The organism is Isoptericola sp. MSGPD8_1_ISO-PGPR-S23-394, assembly GCF_058072785.1.
This window is the reverse complement of record NZ_CM176517.1, coordinates 1,215,962-1,233,796: the sequence shown is the minus strand read 5'-3', so window position 1 is coordinate 1,233,796 and position 17,835 is coordinate 1,215,962. Positions and strand designations below refer to the sequence as shown.

14 protein-coding genes are annotated in these 17,835 nt (G+C 74.9%); 7 read left to right on the top strand and 7 right to left on the bottom strand.

All coding sequences use genetic code 11. The annotated features are described in order from the left end of the window. The first annotated feature begins 294 nt into the window (after positions 1-294). Together AC3RJ8_RS05420 and AC3RJ8_RS05415 are read left to right on the top strand one after the other, a co-directional pair. Positions 295-951, top strand: coding sequence for a response regulator transcription factor (locus AC3RJ8_RS05420; RefSeq protein WP_489714905.1), 657 nt, complete (start codon positions 295-297; stop codon positions 949-951). After that, complete coding sequence (locus AC3RJ8_RS05415; RefSeq protein WP_489714904.1) at positions 948-2,285, top strand: sensor histidine kinase; 1,338 nt, start codon at positions 948-950, stop codon at positions 2,283-2,285. The genes AC3RJ8_RS05420 and AC3RJ8_RS05415 overlap by 4 nt, the downstream gene beginning before the upstream one ends. On the opposite strand, the gene AC3RJ8_RS05410 is transcribed toward AC3RJ8_RS05415, so the two are convergent. From AC3RJ8_RS05410 to nirB, 4 genes are read right to left on the bottom strand one after another with little or no spacing between them, the layout of a single operon-like run. Continuing rightward, positions 2,251-3,345: a uroporphyrinogen-III synthase gene (locus AC3RJ8_RS05410; RefSeq protein WP_489715586.1), complete on the bottom strand. Its 1,095-nt coding sequence runs from the start codon at positions 3,343-3,345 to the stop codon at positions 2,251-2,253. The genes AC3RJ8_RS05415 and AC3RJ8_RS05410 overlap by 35 nt on opposite strands. Positions 3,346-3,376: 31 nt before the next feature. Further along, complete coding sequence (gene cobA / locus AC3RJ8_RS05405) at positions 3,377-4,156, bottom strand: uroporphyrinogen-III C-methyltransferase (protein ID WP_489714903.1); 780 nt, start codon at positions 4,154-4,156, stop codon at positions 3,377-3,379. A 1-nt stretch (position 4,157) separates the two neighbouring features. After that, complete coding sequence (nirD, locus tag AC3RJ8_RS05400; protein ID WP_489714902.1) at positions 4,158-4,565, bottom strand: nitrite reductase small subunit NirD; 408 nt, start codon at positions 4,563-4,565, stop codon at positions 4,158-4,160. Then, on the bottom strand, positions 4,562-7,249 hold the full coding sequence (nirB, locus tag AC3RJ8_RS05395; RefSeq protein ID WP_489714901.1) for a nitrite reductase large subunit NirB: 2,688 nt from the start codon (positions 7,247-7,249) through the stop codon (positions 4,562-4,564). The genes nirD and nirB overlap by 4 nt, the downstream gene beginning before the upstream one ends. Before the next feature lie 220 nt (positions 7,250-7,469). Here nirB and AC3RJ8_RS05390 point away from each other — a divergent pair, with 220 nt between their 5' ends. Continuing rightward, complete coding sequence (locus AC3RJ8_RS05390) at positions 7,470-8,831, top strand: cellulase family glycosylhydrolase (RefSeq protein ID WP_489714900.1); 1,362 nt, start codon at positions 7,470-7,472, stop codon at positions 8,829-8,831. Between the two features lie 62 nt (positions 8,832-8,893). On the opposite strand, the gene AC3RJ8_RS05385 is transcribed toward AC3RJ8_RS05390, so the two are convergent. Genes AC3RJ8_RS05385 through AC3RJ8_RS05375 form a run of 3 tightly spaced genes read right to left on the bottom strand, consistent with a single transcriptional unit; the run spans position 8,894 to position 14,288 of the window. Continuing rightward, the gene (locus tag AC3RJ8_RS05385) at positions 8,894-10,576 is read right to left on the bottom strand and encodes an FAD-dependent oxidoreductase (RefSeq protein ID WP_489714899.1); all 1,683 of its coding nucleotides are present in this window, start codon (positions 10,574-10,576) and stop codon (positions 8,894-8,896) included. After that, the gene (locus AC3RJ8_RS05380; protein ID WP_489714898.1) at positions 10,573-12,882 is read right to left on the bottom strand and encodes a molybdopterin oxidoreductase family protein; all 2,310 of its coding nucleotides are present in this window, start codon (positions 12,880-12,882) and stop codon (positions 10,573-10,575) included. Before AC3RJ8_RS05380 ends, AC3RJ8_RS05385 begins: the two co-directional genes overlap by 4 nt. Beyond that, positions 12,879-14,288, bottom strand: coding sequence for an MFS transporter (locus AC3RJ8_RS05375; RefSeq protein WP_489714897.1), 1,410 nt, complete (start codon positions 14,286-14,288; stop codon positions 12,879-12,881). Before AC3RJ8_RS05375 ends, AC3RJ8_RS05380 begins: the two co-directional genes overlap by 4 nt. 289 nt (positions 14,289-14,577) lie before the next feature. Here AC3RJ8_RS05375 and AC3RJ8_RS05370 point away from each other — a divergent pair, with 289 nt between their 5' ends. Genes AC3RJ8_RS05370 through moaA form a run of 4 tightly spaced genes read left to right on the top strand, consistent with a single transcriptional unit; the run spans position 14,578 to position 17,834 of the window. After that, positions 14,578-15,864 carry a molybdopterin molybdotransferase MoeA gene (locus tag AC3RJ8_RS05370; protein WP_489714896.1) on the top strand — a complete coding sequence of 429 codons (1,287 nt, stop codon included), beginning with the start codon at positions 14,578-14,580 and terminating at the stop codon, positions 15,862-15,864. After that, positions 15,861-16,430 (top strand): molybdenum cofactor guanylyltransferase, encoded by a 570-nt coding sequence (mobA, locus tag AC3RJ8_RS05365; protein WP_489714895.1) that lies wholly within the window; start codon positions 15,861-15,863, stop codon positions 16,428-16,430. Before AC3RJ8_RS05370 ends, mobA begins: the two co-directional genes overlap by 4 nt. A 41-nt stretch (positions 16,431-16,471) precedes the next feature. Beyond that, positions 16,472-16,744, top strand: coding sequence for a DUF6457 domain-containing protein (locus AC3RJ8_RS05360; RefSeq protein WP_489714894.1), 273 nt, complete (start codon positions 16,472-16,474; stop codon positions 16,742-16,744). A gap of 10 nt (positions 16,745-16,754) precedes the next feature. Then, the gene (moaA, locus tag AC3RJ8_RS05355) at positions 16,755-17,834 is read left to right on the top strand and encodes a GTP 3',8-cyclase MoaA (protein ID WP_489714893.1); all 1,080 of its coding nucleotides are present in this window, start codon (positions 16,755-16,757) and stop codon (positions 17,832-17,834) included. The last annotated feature ends 1 nt before the right edge of the window (position 17,835 follow it).

Sequence of the window (17,835 nt, the reverse complement as noted above, 5' to 3'; positions counted from 1 at the left end):
GCTCGACGAGCTCCTCGGCGGTGACGGCGGGGAGCTCGTCGCTCGCCACGGCCCCCACCGCGGCGGGCACGGCGAACGCGGCGGCGACGGCGCCGGCGACGACGGCGGGGACCGCCCACCGGGCTCGGGGCGAGAGGGTGCGCGTGGTGTCCATGGGACCACTGTGGCCGAGGCCACCTGAGACGAGCCTGAGAGAGCACGGGGTCAAGAAGGCAACGGGGTCAAGAAGGCACGGGGCCCGAGCAAGGACGGGGCGAGCACGCGCGACGTGCGCACGGGTGCCATGCTGCGGTGGTGCGCATCCTGGTGGTGGAGGACGAGACGGTGCTCGCGCGGGCACTGCGCCGGGGCCTGCAGGCGGAAGGGTTCGCCGTCGACGTCGCGTCCGACGGCGAGGCCGGGCTCCGGCTCGCTCTCGAGGGCGATCACGACGTCGTCGTCCTCGACCTCATGCTCCCCCAGCGGTCCGGGATCGACGTGCTGCGCACGATGCGCGACGAGGAGGTCTGGACGCCGGTGCTCGTCCTCAGCGCCAAGGGGACGGACGACGACGTCACCCGCGGCCTGGACGTCGGGGCCGACGACTACCTGCCCAAGCCGTTCGCGTTCACCGTCCTCGTCGCCCGGCTGCGGGCACTCCTGCGCCGCGGTGCGCCACCACGGCCCGCCGTGCTGCAGGTCGGGACGCTCACCCTGGACCCGGCCAGCCGCGAGGTGCGCCAGGACGGCCGGGAGGTCGAGCTGACGACCCGCGAGACGGCGCTGCTCGAGCACCTCATGCGCCGGCCCGGCGAGGTGCTCGCCAAGGTCGAGCTGCGTGACCACGTGTGGGACGCGGCCGGCGACGACCTCAACGTCGTGGAGGTCTACGTCGGATACCTGCGTCGCAAGCTCGGCCGGTCGGCGATCGAGACCGTGCGAGGCGCCGGCTACCGGGTCGTGGGACGGTGACAGGCTGGTCGCTGCGCCTGCGGCTGACCCTCGCGGCGGCAGGTCTGACGGGGATCGCCCTCGTCCTGGGCGCCCTGGCGCTGACCTCGGTCGTCTCGCAGAGCCGGATCGCGGCGACCGACGCCGTCCTGGCGGGCACGGCCGACCAGGTGGCCGCGCTCGTCACCGAGGACCGCCTGCCCGAGGTCCTGGCCGCCGACGAGCCGGGGGAGGTCGTCCAGCTCGTCGACGCCTCGGGCCGCGTCGTCGCCACCTCGCCCAACGCGAGCCGGACGCTGCCGGTCCTCGCAGCCGCCGTGCTGGACGAGATGCCCGACGGCGCCTCGACCCGCGACGACGCCGCCTACGGGACCGGGCCGGTGCGCGTGCTCGTCGACACCCAGCCCACCGGGGAGCGGGTCGTGGCGGCCCTGCCCCTGGGCACGATCGAGGGTGCGCTCGACGCGCTGCGGCTCTCCCTCGGGCTCGTGGTCCCCCTGCTGACGCTCACGCTGGGGCTGGTGACGTGGGTCGTGCTCGGGCGGGCCCTGCGCCCGGTCGAGGAGCTGCGCGCCGGCGCCGCGCGGGTCAGCGACGTCGGAGGGCCCGGCACGCTGCCGGTGCCGCGCGCCCAGGAGATCGCCGCCCTGGCGCGGACCCTCAACGCCATGCTGAACCGTCTGGACGCGTCGGCGCAGCGCCAGCGTCACTTCGTGGCCGACGCCGCCCACGAGCTGCGCTCACCGATCGCCGCCCTGCGCACGAGCCTGGAGGTGGCGCGTGCCCACCCCGAGGCGTACGAGGACGCCGAGCTGACGGCGGACCTCGAGCACGAGGTGGTCCGCCTGCAGGCGCTCGTCGACGACCTGCTCGTCCTCGCCCGGGTCGGTGCCACCCCGGTGGAGGTGCGCGACGTCGACCTGGCCGCGCTCGCCCGGGCGGCCGCGGGGGACGTCGCGGTCCACGGGGAGGGCAGAGCGGTCGTCGACCCCGCCGCCGTCGGCCGCGTGGTGCGCAACCTCGTGGACAACGCCCGCCGGTTCGCGCACGACCGCGTCGTGGTCGAGGTGGGGAACGGCGTCGTGACCGTGGACGACGACGGCCCGGGGATCGCCGCGGCGGACCGCGAACGCGTCTTCGAGCGGTTCACGAGGCTCGGGTCGGCACGCGGCCGCGACTCGGGCGGCACCGGGCTCGGCCTGGCCATCGCGCGCGAGATCGCGCGGGAGCACGGGGGCGACGTCACGCTGGGCGACAGCGACCTCGGCGGGCTGCGCGCCACGGTCACCCTGCCCGTGCCGGAGCGGGGCGCCCCCGACGTCAGTGCGCGAGCTCCAGGCGGTACCCCCGCTTGACGACGGTCTTGATGAGGTCGCGGCGGCCCGCGGCCTCACGCAGCCGTGCCACGGCGACCTCGACGGCGTGCCCGTCGCGGGAGACCCCGGGCAGCACCTCGAGCACCTGGTCGCGGGAGACGACGTCGCCGCCGGCGGACGCGAGCAGCCGCAGCACCTCGACGCCGGTGGGCGACAGCGGCAGCACCTGACCGTCCAGCACGGCGACCCGGGCCCGGATGACCAGCGGACCGGCGATCGTGCCCAGCGCGACGGACTCGATGTGCTCGTAGTGGCCCACCAGCGCCCGGACCAGCGCGCCGAGCCGTCCGCGCTCGGGCTCGAGCGGCGTGATGCCGCGGGCCGCGAGCGGCCGGGAGGTGACCGGTCCGACCGAGGCGACCACCATCTCGCCCGTGGTGCAGCGCGAGACGACCTCGTCCCGCACCCCGGCGGACTCCACCGCCTCCATCCACGCCTCCGCACCGGGCGCGGAGGTGAAGACGACGGCGTCGATCTCCCCGGCCGCCGCCGCCCGGACCGAGTCCTGCACCGCGCGGGGATCCGGTGCCGGCCCCCAGCGGTAGACGACCAGGGGCGAGACCTGCGCACCGGCCTTCGCGAAGACCTCGTCGAGCCCGTCCGCACCGGCGCCGTGGTGCTGGATCGCCACGTGCAGGCCGCCGACGCCCTCGCTGAGCAGCACCTCGGCCACCTCCGCGGACGTCTCGGACTCAGCCACCCAGTCGGCGGCGAGCCCGGCGGCCTGGACGGCACCACGCGCCTTGGGACCGCGGGCCACGATGCGGGCCTCGCCGAGGACCCGCAGCAGGTCGTCGGCCAGCCCGTGGGCGTCGGCCGCCTCGATCCAGGCGCGGAAGCCGACGCCCGTGGTGGCGACGACGACGTCGGGCGGGTCCTCGACGAGCGCGGCCGTCGCGGCGACGAGGGCGTCGTCGTCCACGTGCGGGATCATGCTCAGCGCGGGCGCGTGCCGGATCGTGGCACCCCGACGTTCGAGGGCGGCGGCAAGCTCGCCGGAGCGCCGGTCCGCGGTGACGAGCACGGTGCACCCCGCCATGACCTGTCCCAGGGCAGGCCGCGTCGAGGTGTCAGCCACGCGGGTCCCCCACGTCTCCTCGCTCACTCGTGCCCTCCAACAAGCCGTGCGCCGCCACGTCACCGATCACGATCACCGCCGGCGCCCGCACGCCGAGCTCGTCGGCGCGCTTCGCCGCCAGGTCCAGCCCGACGCGCGTCACCCGCTGCTCCGGCGTCGATCCCCGTTCCACGATCGCCACGGGAGTGTCCGGGGACGCTCCGGCGTCGAGCAACCGGGTCACGATCGCCGGGAGCGCGCACACGCCCATGAGGATCACCAGCGTAGCCGCCCGCTGCGTGACGCAGCCCACCGCGACGTCGTCGAGCTCCTGCTCACCGGCCCGCGTGTGGGCGGTGACGACGTGGAACGCCGTCGTCGTGCCCCGGTGGGTCAGCGGGACGCCGGCGAGCGCCGGCACGGCCAGGGCGGACGAGACGCCGGGCACGACGTCGACGGCGACGCCCGCCGCCACGCAGGCCGCGTACTCCTCGCCGCCGCGCCCGAAGACGAACGGGTCGCCGCCCTTGAGCCGCACCACCCGCCGCCCGGCCCGGGCGTGACGGACGAGCAGCGCGTTGATCCCGTCCTGGGGGACCTTGTGCCGGCCGGGCGCCTTGCCCACGTCGATCACCTCGACGTGCTCGCCCAGGTCGTCGAGCACCTCCAGCGGCACCAGCCGGTCGTGGACGACGACGTCGGCCCGCGCGACGGCGCGCCACGCCCGGTACGTGAGCAGGTCGGCCGCGCCGGGGCCGGCGCCGACGAGGGTGACGTGCCCGCCCGCGGTCATGTCAGGCCGATCCTGCGACGTCGAGGTGCACGACGCCGTCGCGCACCTCGGCGGCGAAGGCTTCGAGGTGGGCGCCGAGCCCGGGCTTCGGCGTCTTGCCGCCCGCCTCGAGGCACTGCCCGGAGGCCAGGGCGAAGACCTGCTTGTAGACGGGCGAGGCCACGGTGGGCTCCTCGCCCCGGCTGCCGACGATGCCGCGGGACATCACGTTCGCCCCGGAGTACGGGTCGAGCTGCTGGACCGCCCGCACGGAGTCGTCCAGGAGCCGGAAGACCGCGACCTGGACGGTCGAGCCGTCGCCGCGCTCCAGCAGGGCGGCGGCACCGCGTTCGGGCACGAGGTCGTCGAGCCGGCACACGGCGGTCCAGCGGTCGACGGCGGGGTCGGTGGGGGCGTCGGTGACGGTCATGCGCGGACCTCCAGGGTGGCGCCGGCCACGAGGACCGGTCCGGTGAGCGAGGGGTCGACGGGCCCGTCGGGCCCGGCGGCGATCTCCTCGGGAGTGGCGGGGCGCTTCTGCCCCCGCTCGGCGACGTACGCGAGGGCGGGGTCCGGCGTCGTCGGCGCGTTGACGAACGACCCGAACCGGGCGAGCTTCTCGGGGTCCTCCAGCACGGCCTTCCACTCGTCCTCGTACCCCTCGACGTGGGCGGCCATGGCGGCGTCGAGGTCGTCGGCGATGCCGAGGGAGTCGGCCAGGATGACCTCGCGGATGGCGTCGAGGCCGCCCTCGTACTCCTCCACCCAGGGCGCGGTGCGCTGCAGGCGGTCCGCGGTGCGGATGTAGAGCATGAGGAACCGGTCGATGGCGCGCAACATCTCGTCGGACGTGAGGTCCTCGGCCAGGAGCTGGGCGTGCTTCGGCGTCTGGCCGCCGTTGCCGCCCACGTACACGTTCCAGCCCTTGTCGGTCGCGATGACGCCGACGTCCTTGCCACGGGCCTCGGCGCACTCGCGGGCGCAGCCCGAGACGCCCATCTTCAGCTTGTGCGGCGAGCGCAGGCCGCGGTACCGCAGCTCCAGCTCGACGGCCATGCCGACGGAGTCCTGCACCCCGTAGCGGCACCACGTGGAGCCCACGCAGGACTTCACGGTGCGCAGGGACTTGCCGTAGGCGTGCCCGGACTCGAAACCGGCGTCCACCAGGCGCTTCCAGATCTCGGGGAGCTGTTCGACGCGGGCACCGAACATGTCGATGCGCTGGCCGCCGGTGATCTTCGTGTACAGCCCGAAGTCCTTCGCGACCTGCCCGACCACGATCAGCCCCTCGGGCGTCACCTCCCCGCCCGGCATGCGCGGCACCACGGAGTACGTGCCGTCCTTCTGCATGTTGGCGAGCATGTGGTCGTTGGTGTCCTGCAGCGCCGCCTGCTCGCCGGACAGGATGTGCCCGTTGCCGAGGCTGGCGAGGATCGAGCCGACGACGGGCTTGCAGATGTCGCAGCCGCGGCCCGGGCTCGCGGACGGCTCGGCGCGCACGCCGAACCGCTCGATGATCTCGCTGAACGAGTGCAGGTCCGCGACCCGCACGGCGTCGAAGAGCTGCGCCCGGGACAGCTCGAAGTGCTCGCACAGCGCGGTGGAGACCTCGATACCGGCCTTGGTCATCTCGGTCTCGGTGATCTTCTTGACCAGCGGCAGGCAGGCGCCGCAGGTGGTGCCGGCCCTGGTGCAGCTCTTGACGTCCCCGACGGAGGTGCAGTCGTGGTCCGTCACCGCGCCGCGGATCGTGCCCGCCGAGACGTTGTTGCACGAGCAGACGTTCGCCTCGTCGGGCAGCTCGAGGTCCGGCGCTCCGCCGCCCTCGGGCAGGAGGAACGCGGCCGGGTCCCCCGGGAGCTCGGCGCCGAGCATCGGTCGCAGCGAGGCGTACGGCGCGGCGTCGCCGACGAACACGCCGCCGAGCAGCGTCCGCGCGTCGTCGGACATGACGAGCTTCTTGTAGACGCCCGCGGTGGGGTCCGCCCACACGATCTCGATGCAGTCCTCGGTGCGGCCGTGCGCGTCGCCGAAGGACGCGACGTCGACGCCGGACAGCTTCAGCTTGGTCGCGGTGTCCGCGCCCGGGAACACGGCCTCGCCGCCGAGCAACTGGTCGACGACGACCTCGGCCATCGTGTTGCCGGGAGCCACCAGGCCGAGGCAGCGGCCCTCGATGCAGGCGACCTCGCCGATGGCCCACACGTGCGGGTCCTCGGTGCGGCAGCTGAGGTCGACGACGGCGCCGCCGCGCTCGCCGATCGGCAGGCCGGCCTCCCGGGCGAGCTCGTCGCGAGGCCGCACACCGGTGGCCATGACGACGACGTCGACGTCGAGCCGCCCGCCGTCGGCGAAGTCCATGCGCCCCACGTGGCCGGTGCGGCGGTGCGGCTTCATCTCCTTCGTGGCGGTCTCGGCGCGCACCGCGATGCCCTTGTCGTTGATGAGCCGCTTGAGGGCCTGCCCGCCGCCGAGGTCGACCTGGACGCCCATCAGGTGGGTGCCGAACTCGATGACGGTGGCCTGCGCACCGAGCGCCTTGAGCGCGCCGGCGGCCTCGAGGCCGAGCAGGCCGCCACCGATGACGGCGCCGCGGACCGGCTTCTCGACGACGCCGCCGCGGGTCGTGACCTTGTTGGCCTCCCGCTTGGCCTCGACCCAGCCGCGCAGCTCGGCCACGTCGTCGATGGTGCGGTAGACGAACACGCCGGGCAGCTCGTTGCCGGGGATCGAGGGACGCGCCGCGTTCGAGCCGGTGGCCAGGACCAGCTCGTCGTACGGGTGGACGGTGCCGAGGCGGTCGGTGACGGTCCGGGCCTCGCGGTCGATGGCGACGATCTTGCAGTCGCGGTGCAGCTCGACGAGCGGGTCGTCCCAGAGCGCGGGGTCGCCGAGGGTGAGCTCCTCGGCGTCGCGGACCTCGAAGTAGCGGGTGAGGCCGACGCGGTCGTACGGCTTGCGGGGCTCCTCGGCGAAGAGGCTCACGCGCCACTCGCCGGCGGAGTCGCGGGCACGCAGGGCCTCGACGAAGCGCTGCGCGACCATGCCGCCGCCGACGACGACGACGTGGCGCCGGCCGTCGCGCTGGACTGAGGTGGGGGGCTCGCTGGTCATGTCCCGAACCTAGGCAGCCGCCGTGACCGCACCGTCAGGAGGTGGTTACCCCACGGGAACATCTTGCTCACGCGGGCGCCGCGATCCGTGAGAGGAGCCCGACACAGTGGCGCGGGCGGACCGCTCCACGAGGACGACTTAAACGCTTAAGAGTCTTCCGGCGCCCGCCGCCGTCGGGCACGGTGACCGTGCCAGGGACCCGACCGGAAGGACCCCACCCATGACTCGCCAACGCGCCCGCACCGTCGCGGGCATCGCGGCCGCCACGCTCGCCGCCGGCGGCATGAGCGCGATCGCCGCCCACAGCGCCGCCGCCGACGACGCACCCGGCATCCACGTCGCCGACGGCCGCATCGTCGAGGCCGACGGCACCGACCTGGTGCTGCGCGGCGTCAATCATCCGCACGCCTGGTACACGCACACCACCACGCAGGCCCTGGCCGACATCAAGTCGGTCGACGCCAACGCCGTCCGGGTCGTGCTCGCGAGCGGCGATCGCTGGACGCGCACCGACGCCACCGAGGTCGCGGCGATCGTCGACGAGTGCGAGGCCAACCGGCTGATCTGCCAGCTCGAGGTGCACGACACCACCGGCTACGGCGAGCAGGCCGGCGCCGCCACGCTCGACCAGGCGGCCGACTACTGGGAGTACCTCTACCCCACCCTCGCCGGCAGCGAGGACCTCGTCATGGTCAACCTCGGCAACGAGCCCTACGGCAACGACGCCGCCACCAACGCCGGCTGGGCGGACGACACCTCGGCCGCAATCCAGCGCCTGCGCGACGTCGGCTACGAGCACGCGCTCGTCGTCGACGCCCCGAGCTGGGGCCAGGACTGGGCGCACATCATGCGTGACCAAGCACCCGAGGTCGCCGCGGCCGATCCCGACGGCAACACCGTCTTCTCCGTGCACATGTACGGCGTGTACAGCCAGGGGTCCACGGTCACGCAGTACCTCGAGCACTTCGTCGACGCCGGCCTGCCGCTGATGATCGGCGAGTTCGGGTACACCCACTCCGACGGGTCGGTGGCCTACGACACGATCCTCGCCGAGACCGAACGGCTCGGGATCGGCTGGCTCGCCTGGTCGTGGAGCGGCAACGGCGGCGGCGTCGAGTACCTCGACCTCGTCGAAGGCTTCGACGTGGGCTCCCCGTCGCCCTGGGGCGAGCGGATCTTCACCGGCCCGGACGGGCTCTCGGAGACGTCCGTCGAGGCCACGGTCTTCGACGGCGCCCCGGACCCGGACCCGACGCCGGACCCCACCCCGGACCCGGACCCGACGCCCGACCCTGAGCCGGGTGCCTGCACGGCCGAGCTCACCGTGGCCCACACCTGGCAGGGCGGCTACCAGGGCCAGGTCACCGTCACCGCGGGGGCCGAGGCGATCTCCGGCTGGAGCACCACGTTGCCCGCGGTCGACGTCGACCAGCTCTGGGGCGGCACCCTGGGCGCCGACGGCGTCACCGTCACCCACGCGCCCTGGAACGGCACGCTCGCCGCCGGTGCGACGGCGTCGTTCGGCTTCATCGGCTCCGGTGCCGCGCCGTCGGACGCCGACGTCGACTGCTCGGCCGGCTGACCGGCAGTGATCCGGTGCGCCCGACGGCGAGGGGATGCGTCGGGCGCACCGGAGTCGTGGGGTCACACGCTCGCGAGGTCGGCGGGCTCGGGTTCCTCGTCCGCGGTCCCGTCGCCGCCCCGGGTGGCGGCCAGCCAGTCGGCCAGCCCGCAGACGGCCTCGCGGCAGCTCCCGCAGCCCGTCGTGGCGCGGGTGGCGGTCGCGATGTCGTCCGCCGAGCGGGCGCCGTCGTCCCAGCAGGCCGTGATGTCGTGCTTGGTGACGCCGTTGCAGCGGCAGACCGTCGCGTCGTCGGGCATGTGCTCGGGTGACGACGCGGGCTCGGCGCTCGGCATGACCGGGGTCAGGAGCAGGAACGCGGGGTCCACCGGGACGGGGGTGCGGCGGGTGTACGCCGCGGTGAGGTCCGCGGCGACCCGGGGGTCGCCCACGCAGGTGGCCCCCACGAGGATCCCGTCGGCGACGACCGCCTCGACGTAGCGGCCGGCCGCCGGGTCGTGCAGGGTGACGGCCCGGTGCCCGGGCTCCGTCGTGTCCCGGCCCCCGCTGACGCCCATGGCGACGACGCTCAGGGCGCCCGCCTTGACCTTCACCACGTCGGTGCCGCGCGTGTCCACCCCCGCGTCGGTGGGTGTCCGGGTGGCGAGCAGCGTGCCGAGGCGCACCGCCATCGACGGTCGTTCGCCCTCGTGCGGGAAGCGCAGGTGCTCGCGCGGACCGCTCTGCCGCTTGGCGACTTCCGCCCGGACCGCCACCCGCGAGGCCAGGTGCTCCGCCAGCCGCCGCGCCTGGTCCCAGCCCTCGGCCACCAGCCCGCGCGAGCCCTGCGGCGGCTGCGCGCAGTCGCCGACGGCGAAGACGCGGGGATCGTCCGGGCTGGCCAGGTCGTGCCCGACGACGATCCCGCGGTCGATGGTCAACCCGGCGTCGCGGGCGATCTCGGCCTCCGGCACCGTGCCCGTCGCCAGCACGACGAGCCTGGCGCCCACCACCTCGCCGTCGCCCTCACCGGCTGCACCGTCGCCGGCACCGCCGGCACTGCTGTCCAGGCGGACGCCGACGACGCGCCCGCCCGCCACGAGCATCTCGCTGGGCCGCGCGCCGGTACGCAGCGTGACGCCCGCGTCCCGCAGGCCCGCCGCGAGGACGGAGCCCGCCGCCGTGTCGAGCTGGCGGGACATCGGCGCCGGCGAGGTGTCCACCAGCGTCACCTGCAGGCCCCGACCCGCCAGCCCGTACGCCGCCTCGACGCCCAGCACGCCGCCGCCGACGACGACCGCCCGCGGCGTGTTGACGCTCGCGGCCACGATCTCGCGCGCGTCGTCGAGGGTGCGCAGCGCGTGCGCCCCCGCCGGGAGCCGCACCTCGCCGTCGTCGCCGACCAACCCCGGCACGGGGACGACCCGGGCCCGCGAACCGGTCGCGAGGACGAGGTGGTCGTAGGCGTGCACGGCCCCGGCGGAGTCCGTGACCGTGCGGGCGCGCCGGTCCACGCGGACCGCGGTGACGCCGCGCAGGGTCGTCACGTGCTCCCCCGCCGGCTCGGGCATCGTGATCGCCGCGACGTCGGTCCGCCCGGCGACGACGTCGCTGAGCAGCACCCGGTTGTACGGCTCGTAGGGCTCCGCCCCGAGCACCGTGATATCGAAGGACTCGGCGCTGCGGCGGACCAGCTCGTCCACCAGGCGCGAGCCGACCATCCCGTGTCCGACGACCACGATCTTCAGCGGCACGTGGAGCGTCATACCGTCACCTCCTGGGCGTCGTGCGTGTCGTGCGTGCCGTGCGACGCCGGCGGGACCGGGTCGACGCTGACCGCGCACACCTTGAACTCGGGCATCGAGGAGATCGGGTCGACGGCGTCGCTCGTGATCCGGTTGACGCTGCCCGCCCCGCTCCAGTGGAACGGCATGAAGACGGTGTCGGGCCGCACGATGTCGGTCCACCGGGCGGTGGCCTCCACGGCGCCGCGCGCCGAGGTGACCCGGACGCGGGCGCCGTCGGCCACCCCGGTGCGCAACCCGAGCTGCGGGTGCAGCTCGACGTACGGCTCGGGCACGATCCGGTCGAGCTCCGGCACCCGGCGGGTCTGCGCACCCGACTGGTAGTGCTGCAGCACCCGGCCCGTGACCAGGTAGGTCGGGGCGTCGGCGCGGACGTCGTCCGTGGGCCCGGCATGATCCACCGGGACCATGCGCGCCCGGCCGTCAGGCGTCGCGAAGGCGTCGAGGAACATCCGTGGTGTCCCGGGGTGCTCCCCCTGCCCCGAGCTGTCAGGACCGGCGCTCGTCATACCCTGCCCTGGTCCTGACAGCTCGGGGGACGGGAGTGCCGGGCACGGCCAGTACAGGCCCGGCTCCCCCGCCTCCTCGGCGGCGTCGAGCCGCGCGTGGGACATCCCGGAGTAGTCAGCGACCCCACCGGCCGAGGCCCGGGCGAGCTCGTCGAACACCACGGCCGGGTCCGTGGGGAACGCGACGTCCGAGCCGAGCCGGCGGGCGAGCTCGGCGAGCAACCACAGCTCGGAGCACGCCTCGCCCGGCGCGTCGACCGCCCGACGACGACGGATCACCCGACCCTCCAGCGACGTCATCGTGCCCTCCTCCTCGGCCCACTGGGTCACCGGCAGCACCACGTCCGCCAGCCGCGCCGTCTCCGAGGGCACGAAGTCGCAGACGACCAGCAGGTCCAGCGCCTCCAGGCGCTCGCGGACCCGGTCCGCGTTGGGCGCCGAGACCAGCACGTTCGAGCCGTGCACGAACAGCGCCCGCGGCCCGTCGGGAGTGCCGAGCGCGTTGAGCAGCGCGACGGCGGGCAGGCCCGGACCCGGGATCGTGGCCGGGTCCACACCCCACACCCGCGCGACGTGCTCGCGGGCGGCCGGGTCGTCGATCTTGCGATAGCCCGGCAGCTGGTCGTTCTTCTGCCCGTGCTCGCGACCGCCCTGGCCGTTGCCCTGACCGGTGAGGCAGCCGTAGCCCGCACCCGGGCGGCCGACCAGACCGAGCGCCAGGGACAGGTTGATCGCCGCCGTGACGGTCGCGGTGCCCTGGGCGGACTGCTCGACCCCGCGCCCGGTGAGGACGTACGCGCCGCGTCCCCCGCGCGACGGCGCCGCGGCGGCCAGCCGGCGCGCCACGGTCCGCAGCTCCTCGGCAGGGATGCCGCACACCGTCTCGGCGCGCTCCGGCCACCACGCGGCGACGGACCGCACGACGTCGTCCCAGCCGCTGGTGCGCGCCGCGAGGTACTCCCGGTCGGCGAGCCCCTCGGCGATCACCACGTGCAGCAGCGCGAGCAGCACCACCATGTCGGTGCCGGGCACCGGCTGCAGGTGGGTCCCCTGGCCGTCGTCGGCGAGCCGCGCCGTGGCCGAGCGTCGCGGGTCCACGACCAAAAGCCCGCCGCGCTCGCGGGCGCCGGCGAGGTGCTGGACGAACGGCGGCATCGTCTCCGCCGGGTTGGAGCCGAGCAGCAGCACCACCTCGGCCCCGCCCAGGTCGGTCAGGGGGAACGGCAGCCCGCGGTCCGCGCCGAAGGCACGGTTGCCCGCCGCTGCCGCCGAGGACATGCAGAACCGGCCGTTGTAGTCGATGTTCGGCGTGCGCAGCACCGTCCGGGCGAACTTTCCCAGCGCGTACGCCTTCTCGTTGGTCAGACCGCCGCCGCCGAAGATGGCGACACCCTCGGGTCCGTGCTGGGCCTGGACCGCCCGCACGCGAGACACGACGAGCTCGAGCGCCTCGTCCCAGGTGGCGGCAGCCAGCTCGCCGTCGGCACCGCGGACCAGCGGCGTCGTGATCCGGTCCGGCACGCCGAGCACCGTGGCGCTCGTCCACCCCTTCTGGCACAGACCGCCCGCGTTCGTCGGGAAGTCCCGCGGCGCGACGACCGGCAGGGGCTCACGCCCGCCGGGGCCCGGCGCCGGCGCGGCGTGCGCGTCCGACGACGGGGCCCCGGCGGGCGTGAGGGTCATGCCGCACTGCAGGGCGCAGTACGGGCAGTGCGTCTTCCGAGGCACTGGCGGTGCCGTCGTGGTGTTCCTGCTCATACCCGGGCGGACCCCATCGCGCTGCCGCGCCGCCCGTAGACGGCCCAGGTGACCAGCGCCATGACCACGTAGGCACCGATGATCACCCAGAGGGCGGGGACCAGGGACCCGGTCATGGTGTCCGACATCGCGAACCCGCGCGGGATGAGGAACCCGCCGAAGGCACCGACGGCGCCCGCGATCCCGATGCAGCCCGCCGCGGCCTTCGCCGTCGCGGCGCCGCCACCGCCGACCTTCGCGACCCGGAAGGCGGCGGGGATCATCCGGTAGACCGACCCGTTGCCGACACCGGTGGCCACGAAGAGCAGCATGAAGGAACCGAAGAACAGGGCGAAGGAACCCGTCCCGAGTGCCTGGATCGCGCCCAGCGCGCCGACGATCATCACCGCGAAGCTCGCCACGCTGACGACGGCGCCGCCGAGACGGTCGGCGACCCAGCCGCCCAGGGGGCGGGTCAGCGACCCGACGAGCGCCCCCATGAACGCCAGCGACAGCGTCACGTCCGGGAACTCGCGGGCGAGCAGCGTGGGGAACGCGCCGGCGAAGCCGACGAAGCTGCCGAAGGTCCCGATGTAGATGAACGAGATGACCCAGGTGTGCTTCTCGCGGGCGGCCGCCCCGAAGGACCGAGGGTCGGCCTTGGCGGTGCCCAGGTTGTCCATGAGCCGCCACGCCAGGACCACCGCGAGCAGGATGAACGGGACGAACACGAGGCCCGCCCGCTGCAGGGAGACCCCGGCCGCGGTCACGATGACCAGCGGCACGACGAACTGCACCGCCGCCGTGCCGATGTTGCCGCCCGCCGCGTTCCAGCCGAGCGCGGCGCCCTTCTCCTTCTCCGGGAAGAAGAACGAGATGTTCGCCATCGAGGAGGCGAAGTTGCCGCCGCCGAAGCCCGCGAGCGCCGCCACGAGGAGCAGCACGCCGAACGAGGTCTCGGGGCGTTGCACCACCCACACCAGGGCCAGCGCCGGGATCAGGAGCAGGGCCGCGGAGATCATGGTCCAGTTGCGCCCGCCGAACACCGGGACGGCCAGCGTGTACGGCACGCGCAGGGCGGCGCCGACGAGGGCCGGCAGGCCGATGAGCCAGAACATCTGGTCGGCGGTCAGGTCGAACCCGGCCGCCGGGAGCTGCGGCACGACGATCGACCAGATCGCCCAGACGCAGAAGCCCAGGAACTCGGCGAAGATCGACACGACGAGGTTGCGGCGGGCGATGCTGCGCCCGCCGTTGCGCCAGAAGACCGGGTCCTCGGGGTCCCAGTGGTCGATCCACCGGCCCGAGCGGTGGACGGGCCGGCGCGGAGGCGCGTCGGCGACGACCGGGCCGGCAGTCTCGGCGGTGGTGGCGGTGCCGTCGGGCACCACCTCGGACGAGGTGGTCCCACTCGTCGGAGCAACCATCGTCGTTCTCCCATCCGTGCTCGTGCCCGGCGACGCCGGGCGGGGCCACGGCTCCCGACGGGTGCCGGGTGCCGGACCGGCGCGACGTCGTGCCGGTGAGGACGACAGTAGGAAGCGGGTGTTTCGTCGTGCCGCGCGACGGCGTGAACTCTCGATGAGGCGAATCTCTCAGCCGAGCGGGATCATGTGTGAGGTCTCTGCCGGGAGCCACGTCGACCTCACAGTGCCCGGGATCCTACCGTGAGATCGTTGCTGCACCGCCGACACATCGGCGGCCTACGGTGGCGGTATGACCGGTCCGACGCCGCGCACCATCGCCGAGCACGTCGCGGCGACGCTCGCCCGCGTCCGTCCGCTCGCGACGGTCGAGGTGTCGCTCACGGAGCTCGACGTCCTGGGCCTCGCCCTCGCGCACGACGTCGTCGCGGCGGCACCCGTGCCGGCCTTCGACAACTCCGCCATGGACGGCTACGCGGTGCGGCGCGCCGACCTGCCCGACGACGGCACGGAGGTCACGCTGCCGGTGCTGGCCGACGTCCGCCCCGGCGCCCCGCCCAGCGCTGTGGGTAGGAGATCTCCCGCTCCGGACCGGTCCGGAGCGGGAGATCTCCTACCCACAGCGGGGCGGGGGGTGGTGCGGATCATGACCGGTGCTCCCCTGCCCGAGGGGTTCGACGCCGTCGTGCCCGTCGAGCGCACGTCGACCGGCCGGTTCGTCGCCGGCCGCCCGACGACGGAACGGACCGTCACGCTCGGTCGCCAGCCGCGCGAGCACGTCCGACGCGCGGGGACCGACGTCGCGAGCGGTGACCTGCTCGCCACAGCCGGGGACACCGTCACCCCCGGCCTCGTCGCCGTCGCCGCGGCGGCCGGGCTCACCGCCCTGCGGGTGCACCGGCGTCCCCGCGTCGCCGTGCTCTCCACCGGCTCCGAGCTCACCGGCCTCGGCTCGACCACCCCGGGTACCGTCCCGGACTCGAACTCCCTCATGCTGGCCGCGCTCGCCCGGCGGGCCGGAGCGGACGTCGTGCGCGTCGGCGCGGTCCCCGACGCCGCCGACGCCCTGACGTCCGCCCTCGACAGCGTGGTGGGGGTGGACATGTTGGTCACCTCGGGAGGCGTCTCGGCCGGGTCCGGCGACGTCGTGCGGGAGGTCCTCGCCGGTGGCGCCCCCACCGACGTCGACGTCGCCGCGGTGGCCATGCGGCCCGGCCGCCCGCAGGCGCTGGCCACCTGGCGCGGCGTGCCGTGGATCGCCGTCCCGGGCAACCCCGTCAGCGCCTTCGTGTCGTTCACCCTGTTCGCCGCGCCGGCGCTGCGCCGCCTCGCGGGCCGTCCCGGCCACACGTCGCTGCGCACGGCCCGGGCCGCCGCCGCCTGGACGTGCCCGCCCCACGCCGAGCAGGTGCTCCTCGTCACCACCGGGCCCGACGGCGTCACGCCGGCCGCGCACGACGGGCACCACCTGTCCGCGCTGCCCCGCGCGGACGCCCTCGCCGTCGTCCCGCCCGGGACCGGGCAGGTCGCGGTCGGCGACGAGGTCACGATCCTCCCGCTCGACGGGGTGGTTCCATGAGGTACGACGCCATGATCCTCGCCGGCGGGCGCGCCCGTCGCCTCGGCGGCGCCCCCAAGGCGGGCGTCGTGGTCGGCGACGCCACCCTGCTGGAGCACGCGCTCGCCGCGACCGCCGGGGCGGTGCTGACCACCGTCGTCGGACCGGAGGACATGACGCTGCCGGCGCACGTGCGCCGCACCCGCGAGGACCCGCCGTTCGGCGGTCCCGTGGCCGGGATCGACGCCGGCCTGCGGGTGCTGGACCGGCCGGAGGCACCGCCGTGGGTCCTGGTGCTCGCCGTCGACGTCCCCGGCGCCGGTGCCGCCCTGCCCGCGCTGCGTGCCGCCGTCACGCAGGACCACCCGACCGACGGCGCGCACCTGGTGCGCCACGGCCGCGCCCAGTGGCTGGTCGGTCTCTACCGCCGGGACGCCCTCGCGGCGGCGCTGCGCGACATCGACTCGCACGGCGCACCGGTGCGCGCGCTCGTCGCCGCTCTCGACCTGGTCACGGTGCCCGACGAGGCCGGGGCGAGCGACGACGTCGACACCTGGGAGGATAGGGACCGGCTCACCGCACGCTAGGACGCCCGCCACGCGGTGGACGACGCAGAGGAGGAAGCGCGATGACGCAGGACACCCCGACCGCGGTCGCCCGCTGGGTCGAGGCCGTCGAGGCCGAGCTGGAGCTGCCCGCCGGCAGCATCGACGTCACCGAGGTGCTCGACCTCGCCCGGGACGCCGCGCACCACGTCGCCCGACCGGCCGCACCGGTCACCACCTACCTGGTCGGCTACGCCCGTGGGCTCGCCGCCTCGTCCGGCCGCCCGACGCCCGACGAGCAGGTCGCCGAACGCGTCTCGCGGCTGGCCCTGGGCTGGCAGCCCGACCCCACCTGAGAGGCCCGTGATGTCCGTCGACCTCGGAATCCCCACGCTGCCCACCCGGTGGCGCGACGCCGGGCTGCCCGCCGGCAGGCCGGCCGAGCCCGGCCTGGTGGACCGCTACGGGCGGGTCGCCACCGACCTGCGCGTCTCGCTCACCGACCGCTGCAACCTGCGCTGCACCTACTGCATGCCGGCCGAAGGGCTGCCGGCGCTCCCGAAGGACTCGGTGATGACGCGCGCCGAGATCGCCCGGCTCGTCGGGGTGGCGACCCGCGAGCTCGGGGTGCGCCAGGTGCGGTTCACCGGCGGCGAGCCCCTGCTGCGCCGTGACCTCGTGGACGTCGTGCGCGACGTCGCGGCCCTGGACCCGCGTCCGGAGATCAGCCTGACGACGAACGCCGTCGGCCTGGAGTCCCGGGCGGACGCGCTGCGCGATGCCGGCCTCGACCGGGTCAACGTCTCGCTCGACACGCTGGACCCCGACACGTTCGCCACGCTGGCCCGGCGCCCCTTCCTCGAACGGACGCTGGCCGGCATCGACGCCGCCGCCCGCGTGTTCGACCTCGTCAAGATCAACGCCGTGCTGGTGCGCGGGGTCAACCTCGACCACGCCGCCGACCTGCTCGCCTGGTCGCTGGAGCGGGGCTTCGAGCTGCGGTTCATCGAGCAGATGCCGCTCGACGCGGACCACTCCTGGGACCGCTCCGCGATGGTCACCGCCGCCGAGGTGCGGGAGCTGCTGGGGCAGCGGTTCGCGCTGGCCCCCGACGTCGAGCCGCGCGACGGCGCACCCGCCGAACGCTTCGAGGTGCGGTCGCCGGCCTCCGGGGAGCGGCTGGGGCGCGTCGGCATCATCGCCTCGGTCACCGAGCCGTTCTGCGGGGACTGCCGGCGCACCCGGCTCACCGCCGAGGGCGGGGTGCGCGACTGCCTGTTCGCCCACACCGAGACGGACCTGCTCGGCCCGCTGCGCGCCGGAGCGTCCGACGACCAGCTCGCCGACCTGTGGCGCACGGCCATGTGGGGCAAGGGCGCCGGGCACGGGCTGGACGACCCCTCGTTCGTCCAGCCCGACCGCACGATGAGCGCGATCGGGGGCTGAG

Bases quoted from the DNA above. Each gene is read 5' to 3' on its own strand.
- AC3RJ8_RS05380 (WP_489714898.1), bottom strand. From the start codon at position 12,882: ATGAGCAGGAACACCACGACGGCACCGCCAGTGCCTCGGAAGACGCAC.
- nirB (WP_489714901.1), bottom strand. From the start codon at position 7,249: ATGACCAGCGAGCCCCCCACCTCAGTCCAGCGCGACGGCCGGCGCCAC.
- moaA (WP_489714893.1), top strand. From the start codon at position 16,755: ATGTCCGTCGACCTCGGAATCCCCACGCTGCCCACCCGGTGGCGCGAC.
- AC3RJ8_RS05410 (WP_489715586.1), bottom strand. From the start codon at position 3,345: ATGGCGGGGTGCACCGTGCTCGTCACCGCGGACCGGCGCTCCGGCGAG.
- AC3RJ8_RS05385 (WP_489714899.1), bottom strand. From the start codon at position 10,576: ATGACGCTCCACGTGCCGCTGAAGATCGTGGTCGTCGGACACGGGATG.
- cobA (WP_489714903.1), bottom strand. From the start codon at position 4,156: ATGACCGCGGGCGGGCACGTCACCCTCGTCGGCGCCGGCCCCGGCGCG.
- mobA (WP_489714895.1), top strand. From the start codon at position 15,861: ATGAGGTACGACGCCATGATCCTCGCCGGCGGGCGCGCCCGTCGCCTC.
- AC3RJ8_RS05370 (WP_489714896.1), top strand. From the start codon at position 14,578: ATGACCGGTCCGACGCCGCGCACCATCGCCGAGCACGTCGCGGCGACG.
- nirD (WP_489714902.1), bottom strand. From the start codon at position 4,565: ATGACCGTCACCGACGCCCCCACCGACCCCGCCGTCGACCGCTGGACC.
- AC3RJ8_RS05375 (WP_489714897.1), bottom strand. From the start codon at position 14,288: ATGGTTGCTCCGACGAGTGGGACCACCTCGTCCGAGGTGGTGCCCGAC.
- AC3RJ8_RS05360 (WP_489714894.1), top strand. From the start codon at position 16,472: ATGACGCAGGACACCCCGACCGCGGTCGCCCGCTGGGTCGAGGCCGTC.
- AC3RJ8_RS05390 (WP_489714900.1), top strand. From the start codon at position 7,470: ATGACTCGCCAACGCGCCCGCACCGTCGCGGGCATCGCGGCCGCCACG.